The organism is Pseudomonas alvandae (assembly GCF_019141525.1).
Lineage (GTDB): Bacteria > Pseudomonadota > Gammaproteobacteria > Pseudomonadales > Pseudomonadaceae > Aquipseudomonas > Aquipseudomonas alvandae.
This window is the reverse complement of record NZ_CP077080.1, coordinates 1,597,943-1,621,072: the sequence shown is the minus strand read 5'-3', so window position 1 is coordinate 1,621,072 and position 23,130 is coordinate 1,597,943. Positions and strand designations below refer to the sequence as shown.

The window sequence follows — 23,130 nt, the reverse complement described above, 5'->3', positions numbered from 1 at the left end:
AAAATGTTGAAAATCGTCCACTTGCTAATGGGCGCAGCTGCCCTGCTGCTGTCCTTCATCCCTAGCCTGGGTTCCGAAGCCACACCTTACCTGCAACATCCCGACGCGCTTTACCTGGCCTTTTTCGGCCTGCTCAACCTGACACTGGCACCCGTTATCCCTTATTGGAACAAAGGTCCACGTCATCAACTGCAAAACCTTGTCAGTGCCCTGCTGGTACTGGCCGTTGCCTTGCAAACCCTGACCCTGCTGGCGCCCATGCCGGAAATCGGCGGCCAACCCGCCATCCTGTCCAGCCTGGCGGCGGCATTGCTCGCCGTACTGCTGCACTTGGCCGTCAGCTTCTACAAGAAGTCGTCGCCGTCCGCCGCACCGCAAAACTACGACATGTCCAACCGCGATACCGGCACGGTGAAGTGGTTCAACACGTCCAAGGGGTTCGGTTTCATCTCCCGTGATTCCGGCGATGACATTTTTGTCCATTTCCGGGCCATTCGTGGCGAAGGCCACCGCGTCCTGGTCGAGGGCCAGCGCGTGGAGTTCTCGGTCATGCATCGCGACAAGGGCCTGCAAGCCGAAGACGTGATCGCCGCGCTGCCGCGCCGCTGATCCAGGCGTAAAAAAACCGCGATGCAGCCTGGCTGCTCGCGGTTTTTTTTGTGCCCGTCGTTCGGGTTCGTCAGTAATGGGGAGGCGGCGCTTCTTCTTCGAAAGACTCGAACTGCCCGGCCATCTCCTCCTGGCGCTTGAGCAGCGCCGCCATCTGCAGCTGCAGGCGCTCGACGACTCGCTGCTGCTCCACCAGCACGTCGTTCAACGCCTGGATGGTGTCGTCCTGGAATGCCAGGCGGCTTTCAAGGTCGGTTACACGCTCTTCAAGGTTCATGGTTCAGCCCTCCAGGAACTTGAAATCATCGGTCAGGACCGCTCGCAAGCGTTCGCGAATGGCCGCGACCTGCCCTGCATCGTAAGGCTGTGCCGGATGCTTGCCCCACACCGGCGCCGGCCAGGCGGCATCGTCCCGCTTGCGCACGATTACATGCATGTGCAATTGACTGACAACGTTACCCAAGGTTGCAACGTTCAGTTTATCGGCGTCGAACGAGTCCTTGAGCGTCTCGGCCAGCGCCGTGGTTTCTTTCCACAGTTGCTGTTGATCAGCGTCATCCAATTGAAACAATTCACTGATATCGTCCCGCCGCGGCACGAGGATGAACCACGGGTAGTTCGAGTCGTTGGACAAGAGCAACCGGCAAAGCGGGAAATCGCCGATGGGCAATGTGTCTTGTTGCAATCGTGGATCTAAGGCAAACACCGCGCGTACTCCTCGCTCATTGATGATTGTGCCGATTTGGCGGCGCTACCGGCCGACCTTGGACACATGCGCCCAGCATACCCGTGAACGGCGGAACGTTCACTGCGCACCGCCCCGGCGCACCAATGCCGTGCGCCGAGTGCCGTAACGGCGCATTTTGCGTCGAGCAGGTGTAAGGACTGTCCGCTTTTCGCACAGCTTGAAGATTTTCTGCACCAAAACAGCACAATGCGTCTACGCTCAGTCCACGTGACATCCGCGTTTTACCCACTGAAGGGGTGAACCGGTAACGTTTTTGGTTGTCGCGTGAGTTCCAACGGTTTCAAACATGACAGCTGCCTGACAGTCAACCCCATTTAAAACAAGGCCTTTGGAGCCCGGTTTCATGAGGTTTCACCGCAACCGCAGCTAAATTGTGAAAAAAATGTCAACGAAATCCGGGTTTGTGCATGCTTGTTGCATTCATGCCCATATCGTCTACAGGAGCCGCCGGAAGCGGAACCTGCAGGCCTGAGAATTAAAGTGGCAAGGCTGCCCTCAGGAGCTTCAAGGTTGGACTTACGGACTCTTTACACCGAAGCGTGCAATCAAAGAACAACTTGAAGTTGTCATTCCGCACACCTCGGCTCAGCTGAAATGCGACATGGATCGAGCCATTGGCGACATGGTCGTAAAGAAGCTGAAAGGTTGAATGGGCAAGTATCGCCAAAGAATGTCGACGTGATATAAGTTTGCGCCGACACAAAAAGAAAGAGCCGCCCAGATAAAAAAACAGGTGGGACGGCAGTACTCTTCTAAAAACCAAAGGAGCAAATCACGATGCGCGTGATGAAGTGGAGCATGATCGCACTGGCTGTATCGGCCAGTACCTCGCAGTTCGCAATGGCATCCTCCCAAGAGGAATCCAAGGGTTTTATCGAAGATCAGAGCTTGACCGTTCTGACCCGTGCGCTGTACATGAACCGCGATTTCAAGAACGAACCAAACACTCGTCAAAGTTATCGTGAAGAGTCTGGTGTTGCCGCTCGTGCCATTTACGAGTCGGGCTTCACTCAAGGCACCGTTGGTGTAGGCGTTGACGGCTTCGCATTTGGCACCGTTCGCCTCGATGGCGGCAGCGGTCGTGCCGGTAACGGTCTGTTCGCTAGTGACAGCGACGGCAACCTGGAAGACACACAATCGAAAGTGGGTGGCGCGGTTAAATTCCGTCTGTCCGACACCGTCCTGAAATACGGTAACCAGTTCACTACCAGCCCGGTCTTCTCCACTGACGACAGCCGTCTGCTGCCGGAAGTTGCCACTGGTACCCTGCTCACCAGTAAAGAAATCAAAGGCCTGGAGCTGACCGCAGGTCGTTTCAACGCCATCAGCTCGCAAACTGGCATGGGTGATGACGGTCTTGGCCTGAAATCCGCTGACATCGTTGGCGCAACCTACCAGTTCACCGACAATTTCGTCGGTGGCGTAGCGGCTTCCGATGTTGAAGACCACTACAAAAAGAAATACCTGAACCTGAACTACACCTTGCCGATCAACGAAGATCAGTCCCTGAACTTCGACTTCAACGGTTATGACAGCCAGGACCAAGGCCAGAAGCTCAGCGGCGACGTTGACAACCGCATCTGGTCCCTCGCAGCAGCCTATGCCATCGGTGCCCACAAGTTCACCCTGGCTCACCAGCGCTCCACCGGTGATACCGGCTACGTGTATGGCGTTGACGGCGGCGGTACCATTTTCCTCGCCAACTCCATCCAGTACTCCGACTTCAACGGTCAGGACGAGCGTTCCTGGCAGGCTCGCTATGACCTGAACATGAAAACCTACGGCGTTCCTGGCCTGAGCTTCATGACTCGTTACGTTACCGGTGACAACATTTCCACCGCTGATGGCGAAGCAAAAGAGCACGAATGGGACTTCGAAACCAAGTACGTTATGCAAAGCGGTCCAGCCAAAGACCTGTCGTTCCGTGTTCGTAGCGCTTTCTACCGCACCAACACCTCTTACACCACCGCCAGTGGCAACCGAGACAACAACGACTTCCGCGTAATCGTCGAATACCCACTGAGCATCTTGTAATTCAGTGCTAGTTCGATAGCTGCACCCGCAACAAACAAAAACCGCTCACCTGATCCAGGTGAGCGGTTTTTTTATGTCCGTTGCAATGTCAGCTTTAACACAACTTATTAAATAGCAAGCTAGCTAAATATAACCTGACTCCAGTGCCAAGTTATATTCAAGTCGTTATTGCGCCGGTCCTTCCTGAACCACCCGAATCACTCGTTGTGGAAACGGAATATCAATGCCCGCGTCCTTCAAGCGATCCCGCGCCAGCTCATTGAGCATGAACATGACGTTCCAGTAATCTGCGGTCTTGACCCAAATACGCAACGACACCGTGATCGCACTGTCGCCCAAGGTGGAAATCACTGCTTCAGGCGCTGGATCCGCCAGCACGCGTTCATCCTTGGCCAACTCAAGCAACACTTCCCGGGCCTTTTGCAGGTCGGCCTGGTAATCCACACCCACATCGAACACCACCTTGCGGGTTGGCTGGCGGTTGGTGTTGGTGATGATGCCGTTGGAGAGATTACCGTTTGGCACGATGACGGTCTTGTTGTCACCGGTACGAATCACGGTGTGGAAGATCTGGATGCTATCGACCGTACCGGCCACGCCTTGGGCTTCGATCCAGTCACCGATGCGAAACGGACGGAACAGCAGGATCAGCACGCCACCGGCGAAATTCGCCAGGCTGCCCTGCAAGGCCAGGCCGATCGCCAAGCCTGCCGCACCGATGGCCGCGACGAACGAGGTGGTTTCAATACCGATCATCGAAGCGACACTGACGATCAATAGAATCTTCAGGATGATGTTTGCCAGGGTACTGATGAACCCTTGCAGCGCGAGGTCGGCGTTACGCAGGGCCAGCAGCGCCCCGAGTTTCTGCGTCACCTTGTTGATCAGCCACCAGCCAATGACCAGGGTGACGAGCGCCAGCAGCACCCGGCTGCCGTATTCCATGATCATCGGGATCCAGGCCTGGGAAGCCTTGACCAGATGGTCCACTTCAGCGTTCAAATCCATCGTGTTCTCCTTGTTTCCGTTGCACGCAATTGTGGCGAGGGAGCTTGCTCCCGCTTGGGGGCGCAGCACCCACCAAAGGGGCCGCTACGCAGCCCAGCGGTCGCCACAGTGTTCCCTATAACTGAGGGGTCAGTCGCGGAAGTTATTGAACTGTAGCGGCATGCCGAACTCCTTGCCCCGCAGTGCCGCAATGGCTTCCTGCAAGTCGTCACGCTTCTTGCCGGTGACCCGCACCTGCTCGCCCTGGATGGCGGCCTGGACCTTGAGCTTCGCGTCCTTGATGTGGGCAACGATCTTCTTGGCCAATTCCTTGTCGATGCCTTCCTTGAGCACGGCTTCCTGCTTCATCACCTTGCCCGAGGCGTAGGCGTCCTTCACTTCAAGGCACTGTACGTCGATCTTGCGCTTGACCAGCGCGAGCTTGAGGATTTCGATCATTGCCTCGAGCTGGAAATCGGCCTCGGCGGTCAGGTTGACGGTCAGGTCCTTTTCCTTGAACTCGAAACTGCCCTTGCCCTTGAGGTCATACCGACGGTCGAGTTCCTTGACGGCGTTTTCAACGGCGTTGGTGACTTCGTGCTTGTCCAGTTCGGATACCACGTCGAATGACGGCATGTAGTGTTCTCCAAATAAAAAGGCGCGCTCATGAAACGGCGCGCACTTGGCTTGTGGTTAAAATCGGGCTCATTATAACGGGTCTTTCCCCGCCGTTACCGCGAGCCCCGCAGATGCCAGCACCAAACCGAGTAAAAAACTGATGTCCACCACCTGGCATGTCCTGGGCGCCGGCAGCCTCGGCACGCTATGGGCCGCGCGCCTGGCCCGCGCAGGCCTGCCGGTGCGGCTGGTGCTGCGCAATGAACAGCGGCTGCAGGATTACCTCGCCGCCGGCGGCCTGACGCTGGTGGAACAGGGCCAGGCGCAGTGCTACCCGGTGCCAGGCGAAACCGTGCACAACCCCGAGCCGATCAAGCGCTTGCTCCTGGCCTGCAAGGCTTACGATGCGCAAGCCGCCGTTGCCTCGGTCGCCCATCGCCTGGACAGCGACTCGGAACTGATCCTGTTGCAGAACGGCCTCGGCAGCCAGGACGCCGTGGCCAACTGCGTGCCTCGGGCGCGCTGTATCAGCGCCTCCAGCACCGAGGGCGCGTTCCGCGACGGTGACTGGCGCGTGGTCTTCGCCGGCCATGGCTACACCTGGCTGGGGGATCCCGCCCACCCCGTCGCGCCGATCTGGCTGGACGACCTGGCGGCGGCGGGTATCCCCCACGAATGGAGCGCCGATATCCTCACCCGCCTGTGGCGCAAACTGGCCCTCAATTGTGCGATCAACCCACTGACCGTACTTCATCATTGCAAGAACGGTGAGTTGCAAGCGCATCGCTGCGAAGTCGCGACTCTCTGCGCCGAACTCATCGAGCTACTCGAACGCTGCGGCCAGCCCGCCGCCGCCGAAGATTTGCAGACAGAAGTCGAGCGGGTGATCCAGGCCACCGCCGCCAATTACTCCTCGATGTACCAAGACGTCGCCAACCAGCGGCGCACCGAAATCAGCTACCTGCTCGGCCACGCCTGCGCAGTCGCCGAGCGGCATGGCGTGGCGGTGCCGCACCTTGAACAAATGCGCCAACGACTGATTACCCACCTGGACAACCTCGGATTGCCCAGCGACTGAGCAGCGGCTACGCTGGCCCTCGTGTTCCTTGTTAGCGACGAGTCCGATGCCATTGCGCCAGCGTCTTGAAAATCTCCCGGTCGGCCAGAAACTGCTGGCGGCCCTGTTGGTGCTGTTGACCACCGTCCTGCTGGTGGCCAACCTGACCTTCATCAGCGCGGCCTATTACATTTCCCAGGAAAGCATGGCGCCCCAGGCGTTGCAGACCATCGGCCGACTGGTGGCCAACCCGAGCCTGATCGCCGACGCGCTGCAATCACCCCAAAGCGCCCAGCGCCTGCTCGACGAACTCAACAGCTACGCACCGCTAAGGGCGGCAGCGCTGTACGACGGCCAAGGCGAACGCCTGGCACAGTTGCAACAGGGCGAAAAGCTCAAGCTGCCGGACCATTACCGCAACATACATGCCTGGCAGGCCGGTGAGTTTCGCAGCAACCAGATCATCACCCTGCCCCGTCCCGGCACTGCGCCCGGCCATCTGTTGCTGGTGGCCAGCAGTGAATTGCCCACGGCGTTCTACACCGGCACCCTGACCGCCAGCCTCGGCATCCTGATTTTCAGCGTGCTGCTGTGGCTGGTCATTGCCCAGCAGATCAAACGCCTGATCACGCAACCGATCCACCAACTCGAAGAGCTGTCGCGCCAGGTCACCCGCGAGGAGAATTACGCCTTGCGCGCCGCCCGTGGCAATCATGATGAGATCGGCAGCCTGGCCGAGGCGTTCAATACCATGCTGTCGCGGATCGAAGCGCGCGAGCAGCAACTCAAGCGTGCGCGGGACGACTCCCAGGCGGCCTATGACCAAGCCCAGGGCCTGGCGGAAGAAACCCGCCACACCAACCGCAAGCTGGAGCTGGAAGTCCAGGTGCGCAGCAAGATCGAGAAAAAACTCACCGGCTTCCAGAACTACCTCAACAGCATCATCGACTCCATGCCATCGGCGCTGATTGCCCTCGATGAGCAGCTCTACGTCACCCAATGGAACCAGGAAGCCAGCGCGCTCTCCGGCACACGACTGGACGAAGCGCTGAACCAGCCGATATTCCTCGCTTTCGAACCCCTGAAGCCGTACCTGCCCCAACTCAAGCAAACGGTCGAACAGCATACGGTGGCGAAAATCGAGCGTGTCACCTGGACCAAGGACGACGAAGCCCGGCACTACGCCCTGACTTTCTATCCACTGATGGGCGGCGCCGGGCGGGGCGTGGTGATCCGCATCGACGACATCACCCAGCGCCTGTCGCTGGAGGAAATGATGGTGCAGTCGGAGAAAATGCTCTCGGTCGGTGGCCTCGCGGCAGGCATGGCCCATGAGATCAATAATCCGCTCGGCGCGATCCTGCACAACGTGCAGAACATCCGCCGACGCCTGTCGGCGGAACTGCCGAAGAATCTGGAACAGGCCGAGCTATTGGGTATCGACTTGCCAGTGGTCAACCGTTACCTGGCAAGCCGCGAGATCCCGCAATTGCTCGACGGCATCCAGCAGGCCGGCGCCCGGGCGGCGAAAATCGTCACTCACATGCTCAGTTTCAGCCGGCGCAGCACGCGGCAAATGGCGCCTTGCGACCTGCCGGCGCTGATCGACCAGGCCGTCGAAATTGCCGGTAACGACTTCGACCTGGCGATCGGCTTCGACTTCAAGGGCCAGGCGATCACCCGCCAGTTCGACCCGAACCTGGGGCCGGTGCCCGGTACGGCCAACGAGTTGGAACAGGTGCTGCTCAACCTGCTGAAAAATGCTGCCCAGGCCATTCATCAACGCCAGGACGATAGCGAGCCCGGCCGAATCATCCTGCGTACTCGCCTGAATCCGCCATGGGCGGAAATCCAGGTCGAGGACAACGGCATCGGCATGAGCGAGAACGTGCGCAAACGCACCTTCGAGCCGTTCTTCACCACCAAGGAAATCGGCCAGGGCACGGGCCTCGGGCTGTCGGTCTCGTATTTCATCATTACCAACAATCACAAGGGCCAGATGGAAGTGCAATCCGCGCCAGGCCAGGGCACATGCTTCACCCTGCGCCTGCCCCTGGCGGGCACTTCGATGGTGGCCCAGGAAAACAAGCCAGTGGAGCGCTGAACATGGGTTTTCGCCTGTCGAAGATTTACACCCGCACCGGTGACAAAGGTGAAACGGGGCTGGGCGATGGCCGCCGCGTGGCAAAGGATCACCCGCGGGTCGAGGCGATTGGCGAAGTGGATACGCTGAACAGCCAGCTAGGGTTATTGCTGGCCGGTCTAGCCGAAGAAACAACCCGGCATCCCGCGCTGCAGGAGGTCATCGCGGTGTTGGCGCCTTGTCAGCACCGGCTGTTCGACTTGGGTGGTGAACTGGCGATGCCGGCTTACCAAGCCTTGAATGTGGCGGAAATCGAGCGGTTGGAAGCGGCGATCGATCTGTGGAACGAGGAGCTGGGACCGCTGGAGAACTTCATCCTGCCCGGTGGCTCTTCCTTGATCGCGCAAGCGCACGTCTGCCGAGCGCTGGCCCGTGGTGCCGAGCGTCGTTGCCAGCAACTGAACGCGGTGGAGCCGTTGGCCGGGCCGGGGCTGGCCTATATCAATCGGTTGTCGGACCTGTTGTTCGTGGCCGCACGGGTCATTGCCCGGCGGCAGGGGGTGGCGGAGGTGCTTTGGGAGGCGGCGGCCAAGCCTGAGGGCTGAATCGTTCTTGAGGCCGCCATCGCGAGCAAGCTCGCTCCCACACGGGATTTTCGGCGTTCACAAAACCCCTGTGGGAGCGAGCTTGCTCGCGATGGCGTCAGCGGTTACACCACAAAATCAAACCTCAGGCCAGAACGCCCGAATCCCCGCCACACCCTGCGCACCAGCTTCCCAGGCTTTTTGCCGCTCTCCGGGACCCACCCCACCCAACAGATAAACCGGTCTGTCGAAACCTTCGATCAACCGCGCCGCCTCATCCCACCCCAACGGCTTGGCATCGGGATGGGTCTGGGTCGGTTGCACAGGCGAAAGCGTGACGAAATCCACGTCCATCTGCTGCGCCAGGGACAGTTCCTCGGCGTTATGGCACGAGGCCGCGAGCCAGCGGTCCTTGCCGAACGGGCGACCGGCCGCCGCATGCTTGCGCAGTTGCGCGGCAGTGATGTGCCAGCCGGCGGAGGGAAAATCCCCCAGCCATTCGAACGGTCCCTTGAGCATCAACTGCGCCTTGCCGGCACACAACCCTACCGCGTCCACCGCCAGGTCGCGGTATTGCGGGTCGTAGCCGTTGGGCGCTCGGAGCTGGACCAACTTTATCCCGCCGGCAATTGCCTTCTGCATGCCGCGCAGCAAGGCCGGCGTCTCGAGGCCTTCGGGCGTAATCAAATATTCGCCCGGCAAACGGGCCGCCGCGACGATCGGCTGGTTGGCCGCCGGAAACTCGTAACTCGTCAACTCACGGGCCGTCACCCACGCCAGCGGTTGACCTTCGGCGCCATGGGGCTCGCCCCTGAAGGCGGACACCTCCCAAACATCCAGCAAGACCTGTTTGTCCGGGTAATCGTGGCGCACCTTGATCAAGGGCCGGGCGGCTTCGACGACGATAGCCAGTTCCTCGTTCAGCTCCCGGGCCAAGGCGGTTTCGACGGACTCATCGGCCTCGACCTTGCCGCCGGGAAACTCCCACAGGCCACCTTGATGCTGGGTGTCGGCCCGACGGGCAATCAGGATTTTACCAGCGGCGTCACGAATGACCGCCGCCGCCACATGAATTCGTTTCACCGCGCTATTCCTCAGCGTTCATGGAGTCGGTACCGGCACCATCGCGAGCAGGCTCGCTCCCCCAGGGATTTGTTGAGCGACATCAAACGTGTTCACAACGCAGTTCCACTGGGGGAGCGAGCTTGCTCGCGATAGGAGCGACTCGGTCTCAAGTCCGATATTCAGCGTTGATCTTGACGTACTCGTGGGACAGGTCGGTCGTCCAGATGGTTTCGCTGCAATCACCCCGGCCCAGCTCGATGCGGATGGTGATCTCTTCCTGCTGCATCACTGCCGCACCCTGGGCTTCGGTGTAGGTCGCGGCGCGGGCGCCCTGGCTGGCGATGCAGACTTCGCCGAGGAACACGTCGATCTTGCTCACGTCCAGGTCCGGCACGCCGGCACGGCCGACAGCGGCGAGGATCCGGCCCCAGTTCGGGTCGGAAGCGAACAACGCGGTCTTGATCAGCGGCGAGTGCGCCACGGTGTAGCCGACGTCCAGGCATTCCTGGTGATTGCCACCGCCGTTGACCTGCACGGTCACGAACTTGGTCGCGCCTTCACCGTCACGGACGATGGCCTGGGCCACTTCCATGCACACTTCGAATACGGCCTGCTTCAGGGCCGCAAACAGCGGGCCGCTGGCTTCGGTGATTTCCGGCAGGTTGGCCTTGCCGGTGGCGATCAGCATGCAGCAGTCGTTGGTAGAGGTGTCGCCGTCGATGGTGATGCGGTTGAACGACTTGTTGGCGCCGTCGAGCATCAGGTCCTGCAGCACTTGGCGCGATACCTTGGCGTCGGTGGCGATGTAGCCAAGCATGGTCGCCATGTTCGGCCGGATCATCCCGGCACCTTTGCTGATGCCCGTGACGGTGATGGTCACGCCGTCATGCTGGAACTGGCGGCTCGCGCCCTTGGGCAAGGTGTCGGTGGTCATGATGCCGGTGGCGGCGGCGGCCCAGTTGTTTTCCGACAGGTCATCAAGGGCGGCTTGCAACGCGCCTTCGATCTTCTCGACCGGCAGCGGCTCGCCGATCACACCGGTGGAGTAAGGCAGCACCTGGTTGGCATCGACGCCCGTCAGTTCGGCCAGCTTGGCGCAGGTACGCTCGGCGGCGGCCAGGCCTGGCGCGCCGGTGCCGGCGTTGGCGTTACCGGTGTTGGTCAGCAGGTAACGCACCGGCCCCTGCACGCGTTGCTTGGCCAGGATCACCGGCGCGGCGCAAAACGCGTTGAGCGTAAACACGCCCGCCACCGTCGAGCCTTCGGCGCAACGCATGACCACGACATCCTTGCGCCCGGGGCGCTTGATGCCGGCCGAGGCAATACCGAGTTCAAAACCGGCAACCGGGTGCAACGTTGGCAACGGACCAAGACCAACAGCCATGAATGCGCTCCTTAAATAAATGTGTTCGTCATCGCCCTTATCAAGACGACGGATCAAATGGCAAAACGCCGCGACAAGAGACTCTTGTCGCGGCGCGGGTCGCTCAGCGTTGAAACGGGTTTATTGGATCTGCCCGTGGCAATGCTTGTATTTCTTGCCCGAACCGCAGTAGCACAGTTCGTTACGGCCCAGCTTCTGCTCGTTGCGCACCGGCGCGGTGGCCAGGGCGACATCCACATCGACGCCCTCTTCCATCGCCTGAGCCACTTCCAGCCCTGGCGCTTCGGCGTGTTCGAATTGCATGCGCGCGGCCAGCGCCTCGGCTTCCTGACGCAGGCGAGCTTCTTCCTCGGCCGGGTCTTCGCGGCGCACCTGGACGTGGGACAGGACACGGATCGAGTCGCGCTTGATCGAATCCAGCAGCTCGGAGAACAGCGTGAAGGACTCGCGCTTGTACTCCTGCTTCGGGTTCTTCTGGGCGTAGCCGCGCAGGTGGATGCCGTGGCGCAGGTGATCCATGGTCGACAGATGGTCTTTCCACAGGTCGTCCAGCACACGCAGTACGATCTGCTTCTCGAAGGAGCGCAGCGCTTCGGCACCGGCCTGGTCTTCTTTCTCGTTGTACGCGGCGATCAGCTCGGCCAGCAGTTTTTCCCGCAGGGTTTCTTCGTACAGGTGATCGTCTTCGTCGAGCCACTGCTGGATCGGCAAGGACACGCCGAAATCGCTGCGCAGGGAAGCTTCCAGGCCCGCGATATCCCACTGTTCCGGCAACGACTGCGGCGGAATGTGGGCGCTGACGGTAGCGTCGAGCACTTCGCGGCGGAAATCGGCGATGGTTTCGCCAATGTCGTCGGCGGCCAACAAGCTGTTGCGCATGTGATAAATCACTTTACGCTGCTCATTGTTGACGTCATCGAACTCCAGCAACTGCTTGCGGATATCGAAGTTGCGGCCTTCGACCTTGCGCTGGGCCTTTTCGATGGCGTTGGTCACCATGCGGTGCTCGATCGCCTCGCCCGGCTGCATGCCCAGGGCCTTCATGAAGTTCTTCACCCGGTCAGAGGCGAAGATGCGCATCAGGCTGTCTTCCAGCGACAGGTAGAAGCGGCTGGAGCCGGCGTCACCCTGGCGGCCGGCACGGCCACGCAGCTGGTTGTCGATACGACGGGATTCGTGACGCTCGGAAGCGATCACCTGCAAACCGCCGGACTCAAGCACTTGCTGGTGACGTTTCTGCCAGTCGGCCTTGATCTGCGCGATCTGCTCGGGGGTCGGATTTTCCAGGGAGGCGACTTCCACTTCCCAGTTGCCGCCCAGCAGGATGTCGGTACCACGACCGGCCATGTTGGTGGCGATGGTCAGCGCACCCGGGCGACCGGCCTGGGCGATGATCTCGGCTTCCTTCTCGTGGAACTTGGCGTTCAGAACCTTGTGCTCGATGCCTTCCTGGGTGAGCAGGTTGGACATGTGCTCGGAAGTCTCGATGGTGGCGGTGCCCACCAGGATCGGACGGCCCTGGGCCATGCCTTCCTTGATGTCGTTGATGATCGCCGCGTATTTCTCCTCGGCGGTCAGGAACACCAGGTCGTTGTAGTCTTTGCGCGCCAGCGGCTTGTTCGGTGGAATCACCACCACTTGCAGGCCGTAGATCTGGTGGAATTCGAACGCTTCGGTGTCAGCGGTACCGGTCATGCCGGACAGCTTGTTGTACAGGCGGAAGTAGTTCTGGAAGGTGGTCGAGGCCAGGGTTTGGCTCTCGGCCTGGATGTTCAGGCCTTCCTTGGCTTCGATGGCCTGGTGCAGGCCTTCGGACAGGCGACGGCCCGGCATGGTACGGCCGGTGTGCTCGTCTACCAGCACGACCTGGCCGTCCTGCACGATGTATTCGACGTTGCGATGGAACAGCTTGTGGGCACGCAGGCCGGCATAGACGTGGGTCAGCAAGCCCAGGTTATGGGCCGAGTACAAGCTTTCGCCTTCAGCCAGCAGGCCGACGCGGGTCAGCATCTCTTCGATGAACTGGTGACCGGATTCATTGAGCTCGACCTGGCGGGTCTTCTCGTCGACGGTGTAGTGGCCGGCCTGGGTCACTTCGCCTTCGACTTCCTCGACGTGCAGCTTGAGCTGCGGGATCAACTTGTTGATCTCGATGTACAGCTTGGAGCTGTCCTCGGCCTGACCGGAAATGATCAGCGGGGTACGGGCTTCGTCGATGAGGATGGAGTCGACTTCGTCGATCACGGCAAAGTTGAGTTCACGCTGGAATTTTTCTTCCATGCTGAACGCCATGTTGTCGCGCAGGTAGTCGAAACCGAATTCGTTGTTGGTGCCGTAGGTGATGTCGGAAGCGTAGGCGAAGCGCTTCTCTTCCGGCGGCTGGAACGGCGTGACCACGCCGACCGTCAGGCCGAGGAATTCGTAGAGCGGGCGCATCCAGTTGGCGTCGCGGCGGGCCAGGTAGTCGTTGACCGTCACCACGTGCACGCCCTTGCCGGACAATGCGTTGAGATACACCGCCAGGGTGGCCACGAGGGTCTTGCCCTCACCGGTACGCATTTCGGCGATCTTGCCTTCGTGCAGGGTCATGCCGCCGATCAACTGGACGTCGAAGTGGCGCATGCCCATCACCCGCTTGCCGGCTTCGCGGCAGACCGCAAAGGCTTCGGGCAGGATCTGGTCAAGGGTTTCACCCTTGGCGATGCGGTCCTTGAATTCGGCGGTCTTGGCGCGTAACTGATCGTCCGAAAGGGCCACCATTTGCTCTTCGAAGGCATTGACGATCTGTACCGTCTTGAGCATGCGCTTGACTTCACGCTCGTTCTTGCTTCCAAAAAGTTTCTTTAACAAAGGCGCAAACATATCGGCAGGATCTTCCACACTAAAGGGATGGAGGGCGGCCCCGTGAGTCGCCCGTGCAGCCCTCATGGCCGCATGCGAACGAGCATTCTACCCGGAAACGATGGTGAGGAAAGTGGCGTTATTCCACGATGCTGGCACAGCGCTGTGACGGGGCCTCCCTAAAATAAGGGCTTTTGCGCGAACTTCAAGCCACAAGGTGCAGAAGTTACCTATTGATTGTATGGATAAAAGGTCGCAGGACGAGCGGATCGAGGCGCATCCGGCGCTTTCTGCTACCATGGCGCTCCTGTCATTTGCGGTATCAGTTCATGGCCTTCCGCCCTCTTCCAGCCAAGGCACCCGCCGTTCTGCTGCGCGAAGCCAAGCCGCTGAAAGCCATCTTCGGCCACGCCAGGCGCCTGGGTCATCTGCAACGCCTGCTGGACAGCCAGTTGCAACCCGCCGCGCGCGAGCATTGCCATGTGGCGTCCTGGCGCGAAGGCAGCTTGCTGCTGATCGTCACCGACGGCCATTGGGCCACGCGCTTGCGCTACCAGCAAAAACGCTTGCTGCGTCAACTGCAGGCTTTCGAAGAATTCGCCAACCTGACGCGCATCCTGTTCAAGGTCCAGCCGCCGACCGTACAGGCCGGAGCCAAGGGACATACCCTCGACCTGTCGACCGACGCGGCCGCGACCATCCAGGCCACCGCCGAAGGCATCAGCGACCCCAACCTCAAGGCGGCGCTGGAACGATTGGCGGCGCATGCGCGGCCCAAGGGCTGAAATTCTCGTCGCCTGTTAACTGGCTATCGCGAGCAAGCTCGCTCCCACAGTGGATTCGTGGTGGATACAAAATCTGTGTCCGCTGAAGATCTCCTGTGGGAGCGAGCTTGCTCGCGAAGGGGGCGACTCGGTCTTTGACCTACCGCCGCTTGCTACCCCCCAGCAACGATCCCATCAACCCACGCACCAACTGCCGGCCCAATTGATTGGCCGCCTGGCGCATCGCTGATTTCAAGGCCTGGCCCGCCGCGGTGCCGAGGAATTCCCCAGCCTGTTCGGTGAAGCTCGGCTCGTCCGCCGCCGGCTTGCCCGGCGCCGCTTCGGCCTGGGGTTCCAGTCCCTTGCGGCCCATCAACACTTCATAAGCCGACTCGCGATCGATAGGCTTGTCATAGCGCCCCTGCAACGGGGAGCTGGCAATCAACCCGGCCCGCTCAGCCTCGCTCAGCGGCCCGATACGCGACTGCGGCGGCGCCACCAGCACGCGCTGGACCATTTCCGGCGTGCCTTTTTCCTGCAAGGTGCCAACCAGGGCTTCACCGATGCCCAGCTCGGTCAGCACCGCCAAGGCATCGAATTGCGGGTTCGGTCGGAACCCCTCCGCCACCGCCCGCAAGGATTTCTGCTCCTTGGCCGTAAAGGCCCGCAAACCGTGCTGGATGCGCAACCCCAACTGCGCCAGCACATCGTCCGGCAGGTCGCCTGGCGACTGGGTGACGAAATACACCCCGACGCCCTTGGAGCGGATCAACCGCACCACTTGCTCCAGGCGATCCTGCAATGCCTTTGGCGTACCGGCAAACAACAGATGAGCCTCGTCGAAGAACAGCGCGAGCAAAGGCTTGTCCGCATCGCCGCGCTCGGGAAGTTGCTCGAACAGCTCGGCCAGCAGCCAGAGCAGGAACGTCGCGTAGACCTTCGGCGCCTCATGGACCAGGCGGCTGGCGTCCAGCAAATGGATGCGACCACGACCATCGCTGGCCGGGTGAAGAATGTCTTCGAGCTGCAACGCCGGCTCACCAAACAAGGCGTCGGCGCCCTGCTGCTCCAGCGTCGACAAGCGCCGCATCAGCGCCTGGCTGGAACCGGTGGTCATCAAGGCCACGTCGTCGCCGAGCAACTCGGGATTGTCCTTGAGGTGATTGAGCAGTGCCTTCAGGTCCTTGAGGTCCAGCAGCAACAGGCCCTCGCGATCGGCCACCTTGAACGCCGCGTACAACGCCGACTGCTGGCTATCGGTGAGCTCCAGCAGGCTGCCGAGCAACAACGGGCCCATTTCGCTCAAGGTCGTGCGCAACGGATGACCGGATTTACCGTGGATGTCCCACAAGGTCACTGGATAAGCCTGGGGCTTGTGGCCGAGCCAGGGCATGCCGGCGATGCGCTCGGCGACCTTGCCCTGGGGAGCACCGGCAGCGCCGAGGCCGCACAGGTCGCCCTTGATGTCCGCCGCGAACACCGCCACGCCGGCATCGCTGAACATTTCGGCCAGGCGTTGCAGGGTAACGGTCTTGCCTGTGCCGGTGGCACCCGCCACCAGACCATGACGGTTCGCCAGGCGCATGGCCTGGGCGACAGGTTGGCCGGCCAGGTCGGCCCCGATAATGAGTTGCGATGAATCAGGCATTTGGTCACCTGTGGGTTTGCGATATGACGCCATTTTGCGCGCTTATATAAAAGCATGCCCAGCGTATTAAGACCCTGGCGCTGGAAATAAAAACCGCATTTGACCGCTCTCATGTGGCGAGGGAGCTTGCTCCCGCTGGACCGGGCTGGCGCTCCAGAGCGAAGCGCTCCCAAGATTTTGGGGCCGCTGCGCAGCCCAGCGGGAGCAAGCTCCCTCGCCACGGGAATCTGCATCACGACTACGCCACCGCAACCCCAACCGAACATCTATTCTTACTAAAGGTCAACACTGGAGAACACAGACCGGAGGGATGTTCATCGTGCATATAGCGGACATAACCATGTTCTACGCCCCCGCCAGTGGAGGCGTGCGCACTTATCTGGATGCCAAGCACCGGCGCCTGGGCAATCGGCCCGGTATCCGCCACAGCCTCTTGATTCCCGGCGCTCACCTGAGTGAGCAGGACGGGATCTACAAGGTTCCGGCCCCTCCGCTCCCCTTTGGCAAGGGCTATCGCTTCCCGCTTCGCCTGGCGCCCTGGCGCAATGTCCTGCGCGATCTGCAGCCGGACCTGATTGAAGTCGGCGACCCTTATCTCACCGCCTGGGCGGCCCTCGATGCCCGTCGCCAGCTTGATGTGCCCGTCATCGGTTTTTATCACTCCGACCTGCCATTGCTGGTGAGCAACCGCATGGGCAACTGGTTCACCCCCAACATCGAAGCCTATGTCAGCAAGCTGTACGGCAACTTCGACCGGGTCTTGGCGCCGAGCCAGGTCATGGCCGACAAGCTGACCGGGCTGGGGGTCAAAAATGTCTACGTGCAGCCCTTGGGCGTAGACCTGCAGACCTTCAACCCCGCCGCTCGCGACCCTGAGCTGCGCGCCGAGCTGGGCATCGCCGAAGATGCCCGCCTGCTAATTTTCGCCGGGCGCGGCTCCAAGGAAAAAAACCTGCCGGTGCTGCTCAAGTGCATGAAGCGCCTGGGCGAGCGCTACCACCTGCTGCTGGTGGGTTCCTCCATGCCAGCCGTGGTGCCGGACAACGTCACCGTGATCGATGAGTTCTGCCCCGCGCCGCAAGTCGCCCGGCTGATGGCAAGCGCCGACGCCCTCTTGCATGCCGGCGACCAGGAGACGTTCGGCCTGGTGATCCTTGAAGCCATGGCCAGCGGCATCCCGGTGGTGGCGGTCGCCGCGGGCGCGTTCAGCGAGCTCGTCCACGAAGACTGTGGCCTTTTGTGCGCGCCAAACAATCCCCAGGCGATGGCGAACGCGGTGCGGCAACTGTTCGCCGAAGGCTGCCAGCAGCGCGGCACCCGGGCGCGCCGGCACGTGGAACGGCATTACGCTTGGGATTCGGTGGTCAACAGCCTGTTGGGCCATTACTACAGCGTGCTTGGCGCAGAGATGCCCATGCTGGCCAATGGGTGAGGCGCAACCGATGACGATGAATCCTTCCCCGAGCGTGTTGCTGGTGCTTCACGACGTCGCGCCGCAGACCTGGCCCGATTACCAGCCGTTCGTCGAGGCCGTCGACGCCCTTGGCCAGGTCCCGATGACCTGGCTGGTGGTGCCGGACTTTCACCACACCAATGCGCTGGACGATCACCCCGGTTTCCGGCGCCTGCTCGACGGCCGGGTCGAGCGCGGTGACGAACTGGTCCTGCACGGTTATTACCATTGCGATGATGGGCCGCCCACCCTTCACCCCAAGGATTGGTTCATGCGCCGGGTCTACACCCACGAAGGCGAATTCTATGATCTGTCCGAGGAGGCCGCCCTCGCCCGCCTGCATGCGGGCATCGAGCTTTTCCAGCGTTACCAATGGCCGCTGGAGGGTTTCGTCGCCCCAGCCTGGTTGATGAGCGAAGGCACTCGCCGGGCTTTGCGCCAGTTGCCCTTGCGTTACACCAGCGATACCCAGCACCTCTATCGCTTGCCGGACTTCACTCCTATCGATGCCCCGGGGCTGGTGTGGAGCGCTCGCAGCCCCTGGCGTCGGGGACTGTCGAAAATCATCTGCGACCAACGGGAACAGCGCTGGCGCCAGGCACCGGTGATCCGCCTGGGCCTGCACCCGGTGGACATGCGCCACGACTTCTCCCGGGATTATTGGCTACGCACTTTGGCACGCCTGCTCGAGGATGGCCGCATGCCCATGACCAAGGCCGGCTGGCTGGCAACCCAGGGCCTGCGGGTCAGTCACGCCGCATGAAGCGCCTGGTCTGGCTGGTCGCCGCCCTGCTCATCGCATTGCTGGTGCCGATGCTGGTGGGCGGCGGGGAGATGTGGGCGCGGGTGCAGCGTTTTCCCTTGTCCCTGCTGCTGGTCATGCTCGGCATGATCGTACTCTGCTGGGGCTTGAATTCAGTGCGCCTGCGCTTGCTGCTGGGGGAACATCGCGAACGCATCGGTGGCCTCAAAAGCATGGGCGTGGTGATGTCCACCGAGTTCGCCATGTGCGCGACGCCCGGCGGCAGCGGTGGACCGTTGACCCTGATGGCCTTGCTGGCGCGCAACGGTGTGCGCCCGGCCCATGGCAGCGCCGTGTTTGCCATGGATCAGTTGAGCGACTTGCTGTTTTTCCTTTGCGCCCTGTTGGGCATCCTGTTCTACGCGCTGTTCCAGAATCTCAGCCAACGCCTGGAATGGATGCTGGCGCTGAGCGCCGTGTCATTGTTCGGTGGCCTGCTCTGCTGCGGGCTCGTGGCGCGCTACCATCGTCGGCTGATTCTGTTGGGCGCGCGGTTGCTGCGCCACCTGCGCGTAGGCTCCAGCACGCGCCGGCGCTGGGGACGCAAGATCCTGCATTTCCTGGCGGCTTTCACCGACACGCTGAAGCTGCCTCGGCAGACGTTGTTCCAGGTGTTCGGCCTGACCTGCCTGCATTGGGCGCTGCGCTACAGCGTGCTCTATCTGGCGTTGAAAGGGCTGGGGGCGGATTTGCAATGGGCCTGGAGTTTCCTGATCCAGATGCTGTCCCTGAGCGCAGGACAGTTCAGCCTGCTACCGGGCGGCGCCGGTGCGGCGGAGTTGACCTCAGCGGCGTTGCTCGCGCCCATGGTGGGTAAATCCACTGCGGCGGCGGCGATTCTGATCTGGCGGGCGGTGACGTATTACTTCTATCTACTGGCCGGAGGGCCGGTGTTCTTCATGATGGTCGGGCGACCGTTGATCAAGAAGCTGATCAGGCTGCGGCAGGCGTGACCGTTCACCGCTTGGGTTCGGAGTCGTCCTGGGTTGCGGGTGCAAGTCTTCCCAGAGCTTTGCGGCATCCGGAAACTCGGTGCCATCTTCAGGGCTCAACGCTTCGGGATCGTACCGGCTCAGGCAGCCCTCGCCCACGGTGGGCGGAGCTTTGGCGGTGGCTTTGTCCAAGGGATCGGTCATGACTTAACTTGCTCCTCAAGGCTAATCGTGGCGAGGGAGCTTGCTCCCTCGCCACGGGGTTTGGCGTTGAATCAGAACACGACGGTCTTGTTGCCGTGCACCAACACGCGGTCTTCAAGGTGATAACGCAAGCCGCGCGCCAGCACCATCTTCTCCACATCGCGACCGAATCGCACCATGTCTTCGATGCTGTCGCTGTGGCTGACGCGTACCACGTCCTGCTCGATGATCGGGCCGGCGTCCAGCTCCTCGGTCACGTAGTGGCATGTCGCGCCGATCAGCTTCACGCCGCGCATCGAAGCCTGGTGATACGGCTTCGCACCCACGAACGATGGCAGGAAACTGTGGTGGATGTTGATGACTTTGTGCGCGTATTCGCTGCACAGGGACGGCGGCAGGATTTGCATGTAGCGGGCCAGCACCACCACTTCTGCATCATGCTGCTTGACCAGGCGCGAGACTTCGGCGAACGCCGGTTGCTTGTCCTGCGGATTGACCGGCACGTGGTAGTACGGGATGCCATGCCACTCCACCATGCTGCGCAAGTCGTCATGGTTGGAAATCACGCAGGCGATGTCGCAATCGAGCTCATCGCTGTGCCAGCGGTGCAGCAAGTCAGCCAGGCAGTGAGACTCACGACTGGCCATCAGCACCACGCGTTTCTTCTGTGCGGTATCGGTGATGCGCCAGTCCATCGAGAACTCTTCGGCAATGGGGGCGAACGCCTCGCGAAAGGCTTCGATGCCGAAGGGCAGCGAGTCGGCGCGGATCTCGTGGCGCATGAAGAACCAGCCACTCTGATTGTCCGAATGATGGCTTGCTTCAGTGATCCAACCGTTATGGGACGCCAGAAAGTTACTGACTTTAGCAACGATACCGACGCGGTCCGGGCAAGCGATCACCAGCCGAAAAGTGCGCATTAGGGAAACTCCAGAACTTTCGCAAAGGCGGCCATTCTAGCCACTGTGCGGCAAAACTGCAGTACTGATGATACCAGCGCCCTCTCCGCGGTCAGCCGAGGCTGGGAATGGCCTGGCCTGCGGTGGCATCGCTATATGTGTGAACAGATGTGAGCGCACATCACGTTACTTATTGCACCGACCATTTTGTGGCACTGCACTATTTAACTAAATAAACACGGGTTAAATGTTTACTTGATGAAACTGTCTGATTACTATTGCTCCACTGTGTCCTTGTCACCCGCGTCCTACATAAGGTAGTCCCCATGTCCCTGATCAACGAATACCGCGCTACAGAAGAAGCCATCAAAGAACTGCAAGCTCGCCTGAAAAACCTGTCCGAAGACGACAAACTGCAAAAAGAACTGGAATTCGAAGGCAAACTGCGCACTCTGATGGGCGAATACTCCAAGTCCCTGCGCGATATCATTGCCCTGCTGGACCCAGAAGCCAAATCGGCCAAAGCCCCTCGTGGCGCTGCAAAAACTACTGGCACCAAACGCGCTCGCAAAGTTAAGCAGTACAAAAACCCGCACAACGGCGAAGTCATCGAAACCAAAGGTGGCAACCACAAGACTCTGAAAGAGTGGAAAGCCAAGTGGGGCGGTGACGTGGTAGAAGGCTGGGCAACCCTGCTGGGCTAAGCCTCGCCAGCCGGCGCCGCGCTTTACGCGGAGCTGCAAAGCAAAAAACGCCAGCCATTTGCTGGCGTTTTTTTATGCCTTCGTTTAACCCCCTAGGGCGTGAATCGCAGCGTGGCAATTCAAAGACTGAAACGCTTACGTAATTGTTGGCTGTAGCCTTGCCACTGGATCAGCACCTCTTGCTGCAATGATGTAGAAAGCCCCATCCACTCTGCCATTGCCTCATCGAAACTGTTCAACGTATTGGGTGCGCCCCACTCCGGGGAAGACAGGCGTTGCTGGCAAAATAGTTTCCAGCGCGCCTGTTCTTCTGGATCCAAGGTGTCCGGGAAGTTGCGCGCACGATATCGAAACAATAATTCCGACAGTCGTTCATCGTCAAAAGGCCAATGCCCCTGCGCCAATTGAGCCGGATCCGCCATGCGAACTTGCTCACATAAACGACGATCTCGATCCCCCAGAAATCCCGAATATAACTGCTGCTCGGGATCTTCGCTGGCGGTGAAATCTTCCGGCCCATAAATAGCCTGGAGTTTGCCCTGCCAGACGTGTTGTGCGTCAGTTAGCCGCAGCGCCCGCTCCTGAACGCCCGCCATGTCCAGCTGCAGCCGTAGTTGGTCCTCGGCGCGCAAGACAGCCAGCGGTGCAACCACCGGGCACTTGTTGATGTGAATAAGTTTGAGGGGCACCGGCAGCTCACCGTCGAGCAGCTCTTCGCGGCGGGTGTACAACCGTTGACGCAGGATCTGCGCATCATGATCCAGCAAGCCCTGGGGATCCAAGTGCAAGTCGCAGACGATCAGGGCGTTGCGGTTCTTCGGATGCCAGGCCAGCGGCAGCACCACGCCGATGTAGTTTCGCGCCGCCGAGAAACGCCCGGAGATGTGCACCATCGGCTGCAACAGGCGTATCTGGTCCAGCACCTTCTGTTTGCTGCGCAACTGGAACAACCAGTCATAGAGCCGGGGTTGTTTCTCGCGGATCAACCGGGCCAGGGCAATCGTCGCGCGTACATCCGACAACGCATCATGGGCCTGGCCATGGTCGATGCCGTTGGCCGCGGTCAGGCGTTCGAGCTTGAGGGTGACGCGGCCATCCTCTTGTGGCCAGACAATGCCCTCGGGGCGCAAGGCATAGGCCGCGCGCACCAGGTCGATCAAGTCCCAGCGGCTGTTGCCGCCTTGCCATTCCCGGGCATAGGGGTCGAAAAAATTCCGATACAGGCTGTAGCGGGTCATTTCATCATCGAAGCGCAAGGTGTTGTAGCCCGCGCCACAGGTCCCGGGCGCTGCCAACTGCGCGTGGACTCGGGTCATGAAATCGGCTTCGCTCAAGCCTTTTTCCGCCAGTTGCGCCGGCGTAATGCCGGTGATCGCACAGGCGGCCGGATGCGGCAGGATGTCATCGCTCGGCCGGCAGTAGAGGTTCACCGGCGCGTCGATTTCGTTGAGCTCGAAATCGGTACGGATCCCCGCCACTTGCAAGGGGCGGTCGCACCGCGGATTGATGCCGGTGGTCTCGTAGTCGTACCAGAAGATGGAAGTCACGGTAGGTTCCTGAGCTGAAGACTGGCGAAGTCTAGGCGTTCGAACCCGACAGCCGCCACCGTTTCCGCCAGCGATCCTGTTGCAGCGCATGAAATGACACAAACAGTTGTATCGTGCGCCCGCACGAAGACTGCTAGCATCTGGGCCGAGATCGAACGTTCGAACGG

Annotated in this window: 20 protein-coding genes; 10 read left to right on the top strand and 10 right to left on the bottom strand. The window is 60.8% G+C overall.

Annotated elements, in window-relative coordinates; all coding sequences use genetic code 11:
• The first annotated feature begins 3 nt into the window (after window positions 1-3).
• On the top strand, window positions 4-609 hold the full coding sequence (locus tag KSS97_RS28575; protein WP_030140807.1) for a cold-shock protein: 606 nt from the start codon (window positions 4-6) through the stop codon (window positions 607-609).
• Window positions 610-679: 70 nt separating this feature from the next.
• Here the strand turns inward: KSS97_RS28575 and KSS97_RS07010 are convergent, their stop codons facing one another.
• On the bottom strand, window positions 680-886 hold the full coding sequence (locus KSS97_RS07010) for a SlyX family protein (protein ID WP_217861372.1): 207 nt from the start codon (window positions 884-886) through the stop codon (window positions 680-682).
• A gap of 3 nt (window positions 887-889) precedes the next feature.
• Window positions 890-1,315 carry an HIT family protein gene (locus tag KSS97_RS07005; RefSeq protein WP_217861371.1) on the bottom strand — a complete coding sequence of 142 codons (426 nt, stop codon included), beginning with the start codon at window positions 1,313-1,315 and terminating at the stop codon, window positions 890-892.
• An 819-nt stretch (window positions 1,316-2,134) separates the two neighbouring features.
• Between KSS97_RS07005 and KSS97_RS07000 the strand changes: the two genes are divergently transcribed.
• Window positions 2,135-3,391, top strand: coding sequence for an OprD family porin (locus KSS97_RS07000; RefSeq protein ID WP_217861370.1), 1,257 nt, complete (start codon window positions 2,135-2,137; stop codon window positions 3,389-3,391).
• 165 nt (window positions 3,392-3,556) lie between these two features.
• Here KSS97_RS07000 and KSS97_RS06995 read toward each other — a convergent pair whose 3' ends face one another.
• The gene (locus KSS97_RS06995; RefSeq protein WP_030140811.1) at window positions 3,557-4,399 is read right to left on the bottom strand and encodes a mechanosensitive ion channel family protein; all 843 of its coding nucleotides are present in this window, start codon (window positions 4,397-4,399) and stop codon (window positions 3,557-3,559) included.
• A gap of 129 nt (window positions 4,400-4,528) precedes the next feature.
• The gene (locus KSS97_RS06990) at window positions 4,529-5,014 is read right to left on the bottom strand and encodes a YajQ family cyclic di-GMP-binding protein (protein WP_030140812.1); all 486 of its coding nucleotides are present in this window, start codon (window positions 5,012-5,014) and stop codon (window positions 4,529-4,531) included.
• 142 nt (window positions 5,015-5,156) lie between these two features.
• On the opposite strand from KSS97_RS06990, the gene KSS97_RS06985 reads away from it, so the two are divergent.
• The 3 genes from KSS97_RS06985 to KSS97_RS06975 are packed head-to-tail and all read left to right on the top strand — an operon-like array spanning window position 5,157 to window position 8,741.
• Window positions 5,157-6,074: a putative 2-dehydropantoate 2-reductase gene (locus tag KSS97_RS06985; protein WP_030140813.1), complete on the top strand. Its 918-nt coding sequence runs from the start codon at window positions 5,157-5,159 to the stop codon at window positions 6,072-6,074.
• 46 nt (window positions 6,075-6,120) lie between these two features.
• Window positions 6,121-8,157: a sensor histidine kinase gene (locus tag KSS97_RS06980; RefSeq protein ID WP_030140814.1), complete on the top strand. Its 2,037-nt coding sequence runs from the start codon at window positions 6,121-6,123 to the stop codon at window positions 8,155-8,157.
• A gap of 2 nt (window positions 8,158-8,159) precedes the next feature.
• Window positions 8,160-8,741, top strand: coding sequence for a cob(I)yrinic acid a,c-diamide adenosyltransferase (locus KSS97_RS06975; RefSeq protein WP_217861369.1), 582 nt, complete (start codon window positions 8,160-8,162; stop codon window positions 8,739-8,741).
• Window positions 8,742-8,858: 117 nt separating this feature from the next.
• Here the strand turns inward: KSS97_RS06975 and KSS97_RS06970 are convergent, their stop codons facing one another.
• From KSS97_RS06970 to secA, 3 genes are all read right to left on the bottom strand, one after another.
• A complete protein-coding gene (locus KSS97_RS06970; RefSeq protein ID WP_030140816.1) occupies window positions 8,859-9,803 on the bottom strand; it encodes a Nudix family hydrolase in 945 nt (314 codons plus the stop codon).
• Between the two features lie 148 nt (window positions 9,804-9,951).
• The gene (gene argJ / locus KSS97_RS06965; protein WP_030140817.1) at window positions 9,952-11,169 is read right to left on the bottom strand and encodes a bifunctional glutamate N-acetyltransferase/amino-acid acetyltransferase ArgJ; all 1,218 of its coding nucleotides are present in this window, start codon (window positions 11,167-11,169) and stop codon (window positions 9,952-9,954) included.
• A gap of 120 nt (window positions 11,170-11,289) precedes the next feature.
• Window positions 11,290-14,031 (bottom strand): preprotein translocase subunit SecA, encoded by a 2,742-nt coding sequence (gene secA / locus KSS97_RS06960; RefSeq protein ID WP_030140818.1) that lies wholly within the window; start codon window positions 14,029-14,031, stop codon window positions 11,290-11,292.
• A gap of 308 nt (window positions 14,032-14,339) precedes the next feature.
• Between secA and KSS97_RS06955 the strand changes: the two genes are divergently transcribed.
• Window positions 14,340-14,795 (top strand): DUF721 domain-containing protein, encoded by a 456-nt coding sequence (locus tag KSS97_RS06955; RefSeq protein WP_030140819.1) that lies wholly within the window; start codon window positions 14,340-14,342, stop codon window positions 14,793-14,795.
• 139 nt (window positions 14,796-14,934) lie between these two features.
• Here the strand turns inward: KSS97_RS06955 and KSS97_RS06950 are convergent, their stop codons facing one another.
• The gene (locus KSS97_RS06950; protein WP_217861368.1) at window positions 14,935-16,422 is read right to left on the bottom strand and encodes a helicase HerA-like domain-containing protein; all 1,488 of its coding nucleotides are present in this window, start codon (window positions 16,420-16,422) and stop codon (window positions 14,935-14,937) included.
• 310 nt (window positions 16,423-16,732) lie between these two features.
• Between KSS97_RS06950 and gpgS the strand changes: the two genes are divergently transcribed.
• Genes gpgS through gpgF form a run of 3 tightly spaced genes read left to right on the top strand, consistent with a single transcriptional unit; the run spans window position 16,733 to window position 19,630 of the window.
• Window positions 16,733-17,854 carry an N-acetylglucosaminyl phosphatidylglycerol synthase gene (gene gpgS, locus KSS97_RS06945; RefSeq protein ID WP_030140821.1) on the top strand — a complete coding sequence of 374 codons (1,122 nt, stop codon included), beginning with the start codon at window positions 16,733-16,735 and terminating at the stop codon, window positions 17,852-17,854.
• A gap of 10 nt (window positions 17,855-17,864) precedes the next feature.
• Window positions 17,865-18,638, top strand: a complete 774-nt coding sequence (gpgD, locus tag KSS97_RS06940) for an N-acetylglucosaminyl phosphatidylglycerol deacetylase (RefSeq protein ID WP_437127702.1) — start codon at window positions 17,865-17,867, stop codon at window positions 18,636-18,638.
• Window positions 18,635-19,630, top strand: coding sequence for a glucosaminyl phosphatidylglycerol flippase (gene gpgF, locus KSS97_RS06935; protein ID WP_030140823.1), 996 nt, complete (start codon window positions 18,635-18,637; stop codon window positions 19,628-19,630). Before gpgD ends, gpgF begins: the two co-directional genes overlap by 4 nt.
• A gap of 254 nt (window positions 19,631-19,884) precedes the next feature.
• Here the strand turns inward: gpgF and purU are convergent, their stop codons facing one another.
• The gene (gene purU / locus KSS97_RS06930) at window positions 19,885-20,733 is read right to left on the bottom strand and encodes a formyltetrahydrofolate deformylase (RefSeq protein ID WP_039591673.1); all 849 of its coding nucleotides are present in this window, start codon (window positions 20,731-20,733) and stop codon (window positions 19,885-19,887) included.
• Window positions 20,734-21,038: 305 nt separating this feature from the next.
• Between purU and mvaT the strand changes: the two genes are divergently transcribed.
• Window positions 21,039-21,416 (top strand): histone-like nucleoid-structuring protein MvaT, encoded by a 378-nt coding sequence (mvaT, locus tag KSS97_RS06925; RefSeq protein ID WP_030140826.1) that lies wholly within the window; start codon window positions 21,039-21,041, stop codon window positions 21,414-21,416.
• Between the two features lie 119 nt (window positions 21,417-21,535).
• Here the strand turns inward: mvaT and sbcB are convergent, their stop codons facing one another.
• Entirely contained in the window at window positions 21,536-22,963 is a 1,428-nt protein-coding gene (gene sbcB / locus KSS97_RS06920; RefSeq protein ID WP_198797903.1) for an exodeoxyribonuclease I, read from the bottom strand.
• Window positions 22,964-23,130 lie beyond the last annotated feature (167 nt).

Coding starts and splice junctions, on each gene's coding strand:
- KSS97_RS28575 (WP_030140807.1), top strand. CDS start 4: ATGTTGAAAATCGTCCACTTGCTAATGGGCGCAGCTGCCCTGCTGCTG.
- KSS97_RS07010 (WP_217861372.1), bottom strand. CDS start 886: ATGAACCTTGAAGAGCGTGTAACCGACCTTGAAAGCCGCCTGGCATTC.
- KSS97_RS07000 (WP_217861370.1), top strand. CDS start 2,135: ATGCGCGTGATGAAGTGGAGCATGATCGCACTGGCTGTATCGGCCAGT.
- KSS97_RS06995 (WP_030140811.1), bottom strand. CDS start 4,399: ATGGATTTGAACGCTGAAGTGGACCATCTGGTCAAGGCTTCCCAGGCC.
- KSS97_RS06990 (WP_030140812.1), bottom strand. CDS start 5,014: ATGCCGTCATTCGACGTGGTATCCGAACTGGACAAGCACGAAGTCACC.
- KSS97_RS06985 (WP_030140813.1), top strand. CDS start 5,157: ATGTCCACCACCTGGCATGTCCTGGGCGCCGGCAGCCTCGGCACGCTA.
- KSS97_RS06980 (WP_030140814.1), top strand. CDS start 6,121: ATGCCATTGCGCCAGCGTCTTGAAAATCTCCCGGTCGGCCAGAAACTG.
- KSS97_RS06975 (WP_217861369.1), top strand. CDS start 8,160: ATGGGTTTTCGCCTGTCGAAGATTTACACCCGCACCGGTGACAAAGGT.
- argJ (WP_030140817.1), bottom strand. CDS start 11,169: ATGGCTGTTGGTCTTGGTCCGTTGCCAACGTTGCACCCGGTTGCCGGT.
- secA (WP_030140818.1), bottom strand. CDS start 14,031: ATGTTTGCGCCTTTGTTAAAGAAACTTTTTGGAAGCAAGAACGAGCGT.
- KSS97_RS06955 (WP_030140819.1), top strand. CDS start 14,340: ATGGCCTTCCGCCCTCTTCCAGCCAAGGCACCCGCCGTTCTGCTGCGC.
- KSS97_RS06950 (WP_217861368.1), bottom strand. CDS start 16,422: ATGCCTGATTCATCGCAACTCATTATCGGGGCCGACCTGGCCGGCCAA.
- gpgS (WP_030140821.1), top strand. CDS start 16,733: ATGTTCATCGTGCATATAGCGGACATAACCATGTTCTACGCCCCCGCC.
- gpgD (WP_437127702.1), top strand. CDS start 17,865: ATGACGATGAATCCTTCCCCGAGCGTGTTGCTGGTGCTTCACGACGTC.
- gpgF (WP_030140823.1), top strand. CDS start 18,635: ATGAAGCGCCTGGTCTGGCTGGTCGCCGCCCTGCTCATCGCATTGCTG.
- purU (WP_039591673.1), bottom strand. CDS start 20,733: ATGCGCACTTTTCGGCTGGTGATCGCTTGCCCGGACCGCGTCGGTATC.
- mvaT (WP_030140826.1), top strand. CDS start 21,039: ATGTCCCTGATCAACGAATACCGCGCTACAGAAGAAGCCATCAAAGAA.